This window comes from Candidatus Omnitrophota bacterium (genome assembly GCA_028715415.1).
Lineage (GTDB): Bacteria > Omnitrophota > Gorgyraeia > Gygaellales > Profunditerraquicolaceae > JAQURX01.
Genome location: JAQURX010000035.1, coordinates 1 through 2,974 on the forward strand (window position 1 = coordinate 1; position 2,974 = coordinate 2,974).

At 40.2% G+C, this 2,974-nt stretch carries 3 protein-coding genes; 2 read left to right on the forward strand and 1 reads right to left on the reverse strand.

Annotated features, from left to right (window positions below; all coding sequences use genetic code 11):
* Window positions 1–200 precede the first annotated feature (200 nt).
* A complete protein-coding gene (locus PHO70_08610) occupies window positions 201–1,385 on the reverse strand; it encodes an RNA-guided endonuclease TnpB family protein (protein ID MDD5433021.1) in 1,185 nt (394 codons plus the stop codon).
* Window positions 1,386–2,002: 617 nt separating this feature from the next.
* On the opposite strand from PHO70_08610, the gene PHO70_08615 reads away from it, so the two are divergent.
* Complete coding sequence (locus PHO70_08615; protein ID MDD5433022.1) at window positions 2,003–2,443, forward strand: hypothetical protein; 441 nt, start codon at window positions 2,003–2,005, stop codon at window positions 2,441–2,443.
* Window positions 2,444–2,499: 56 nt separating this feature from the next.
* Window positions 2,500–2,974, forward strand: a 475-nt coding sequence (locus PHO70_08620; protein ID MDD5433023.1) for a hypothetical protein, incomplete at its 3' end; no start/stop codon positions are given.

Here is a 2,974-nt window from a genome sequence, read left to right on the forward strand (position 1 = left end):
TCTTCATTCATTGTTTACTCCATGAGTTAGTAAATTACACCAAGTGTTTATTCGTTTCATGGTATCACAATGATTTCAATGTCAATTATAAACTAATTTATTTGCCCTTGACGCTCCCACGACCCTAAAGGGTCGGGGATTCTGAAGTCCTTGCGGATACTTCTTTCTGCCCTACAGATACCTTACCCGAAGCAATCTTCTTAGGCTTTTCTCTGTATATCATCCTTCGATCTGACAGACTTGACTTCCCCACCGTCCGTGGGTACTAAGTTCTTATTATGCGATATGAATGCCCAGTCACGGATATTACGAGCTGCATTGACATCACGATCATAGACGATCCCACATTCAGGACATTTCCATGTTCGTTGATCCAATGTCAGCCCCTTGTAGTAGTGACCACATTCATTTCCTGTTTTCGAGCTTGCTTCAAATCTACCGATTTGCAAATACCATTTCCCATACCACTCGGTTTTATACGATGTGAATGAATCAAATTGAGTCCATGCTACCTCACTAATAGCACGTGCTAATTTGTGGTTCTGCAACATTCCTTTCACGTTTAAGTCTTCTCTGGCAATTGCTTGGTTCTCACGCACCAGTCGTGTGCTTAACTTGTGTAGGAAATCGGTTCTCTTGTCCACAACCTTCTGATGTAGCTTCGCTACCTTCAATTGTGCTTTCTTTCTGTTCTTACTGCCTTTCTGTTTGTGACTTAGCTTTCGTTGTAGAAGCGTCAAACGTTCCTGTTTGGATCTAAGGAACTTTGGATTCTCTACAACTTCACCTTCACTTGTCACACAGAAATCTTTGATACCAACATCTATACCAAGCACTGCATGCTTGTCTACTAACATTGGCTTTGTAGGTAATTCCAATCCATCATTGGCTAAAATACTGATGTAGTATTCACCTGACGCATTCGTTGATACGGTAGACTTGGTTATTCGACCAACGATCTTTCTGGATAGTTTGATCTTAATGGCTTCTTTGAATTTAGGTAACCATACACGACCATGATCGTAATCTACCTCAACACCACAAGGAATCGTGAATGATTGCTTTGAGCTATTTTTAGATTTGAATTTTGGAAACTCACTTCGTTTGTTGAAAAATGCATTGAACGCCATATCCAGATTTTCAAGCGTTGCTTGTAGGCTCTGGGAATTAACTTCTTTCAACCATGCTGTTGCTTCCTGTTTCTTCATTGATGGAAGCATATTAGACAGATCAAACTTACTTGGTGACTTACCAGTAAGTGCATATGCCTTGCGTTTGGTATCAAGTCCCCAGTTATACACCCAACGACAATGGCCGAAGTGCTTAGACATTAGCACCTTCTGGTCATCAGTTGGGTATATTCTATACTTGAACGCCTTAATCATACTATATACAATATAGTTTAATTTTTCTAGAATTGTTTAATTATTTTTCTAAATTTGTAAAATGTTCAAATACCAACGAAAATCTCACAGCAAATACAGCATCAAATATCATTTTGTGTTCTGTACTAAGTATCGTAGACGAATTCTAACTGGTCTGTTTGCTGAATATGTCAAGGAATTGATGGTAGAAAAGACAAAAGATCAGTTCACCATTGATGAGATTGAGGTAGACAAAGATCATATCCATGTATTAGTTGAGTCAGATCCGACACGATCACCATTAGATTTTGTCCGTTTAGCTAAGATGGTGACTACCTACCATGCATGGAGATCGAATTGGTCTACATTTCTAAGGTCAGTATATTGGAAAGAGAGAACACTTTGGTCTGATGGTTATTTTGTAGCTACTACTGGACAAGCATCCACCGAAACCATTAGACAATATATTGAGAGTCAAGGTTAGTCGCTCTCATCCCCTCCCCTAAAGGGAAGGGGGTTTCTCGCTCCAATAGATAAATGAATCGTCTAGTTCCGATAGCAGTAATCTACCTGTTGTTGGTAACAATACAACGTTCATTCGCAGTGACGGAACAATAAAATTCATTGCTAACCAATCAATGGGTGGACATAGACTGACCTCACTTGCAGATCCAGTCGATCCAACCGATGCAGTTAATCTGCGTACCCTCCAAGAATTCGTTCGTAGCAGTGATACAATTGGCAATACATATACAGCGGGTGAAACAATTTCATTACATTCGGTGGTTATGATGAACACCGATGGTAATGTGTATGTTGCCGATAGTTCGAATGTTGCACACATGGATAAAATAATTGGGGTTGCGATTTCTAATCAAATTGCAGGTGGCTCAATTCCCGTTGTAACAATCGGAACAATTGCTGGATTCACTGGATTGATTGTGGGAACTGAATATTTTGTCAGTTCCGGCGGTGCATTAACAATCACTCCTCCAACCAGTGGATTTACACAAGTAATGGGGATTGCAACATCAGCAACTGAGTTTTTAGTAAACATGAGACTTCCACTCGGAGTATAAAATACAGTCGGATGTTATAAACTATAACAAGATATAGCACTGACAGAATTTTACCCATGCCCGAAAAGAAGCCATTAAAAAACGAATCTGGAAAATTAATACCATTTAGTTCAGGGGACTTCACTGGTGTCACTAATGGTGGTACTGGTAGAACTTCGCTGTCTGCTGATTACACAATCCTTGGTAATGGTTCTAATCCAGTACAACTAATAAAAAATAATTTGAATGCAACCACTGCACCTACTGTCTCCGATGACGCATCTGTTGGTTACGCTAAATTTTCTCGCTGGATTGATAATACAGCACTAATTGAATATATATGCATTGACTCAAGTGTTGGTGTAGCACAATGGATTAATAATGGTGGTCCTACTGGATCACAGGGGCCTCAGGGAGATATTGGCCCACAAGGTAGTGTCGGAAATATCGGACAACAAGGAAATACTGGATTGACTGGACCTCAGGGATTGAGTGGACCTCAGGGAATCAGTGGACCTCAGGGAATCAGTGGACCTCAGGGAATCAGTGGAC

Bases quoted from the DNA above. Each gene is read 5' to 3' on its own strand.
- PHO70_08610 (MDD5433021.1), bottom strand. From the start codon at position 1,385: ATGATTAAGGCGTTCAAGTATAGAATATACCCAACTGATGACCAGAAG.
- PHO70_08615 (MDD5433022.1), top strand. From the start codon at position 2,003: ATGGGTGGACATAGACTGACCTCACTTGCAGATCCAGTCGATCCAACC.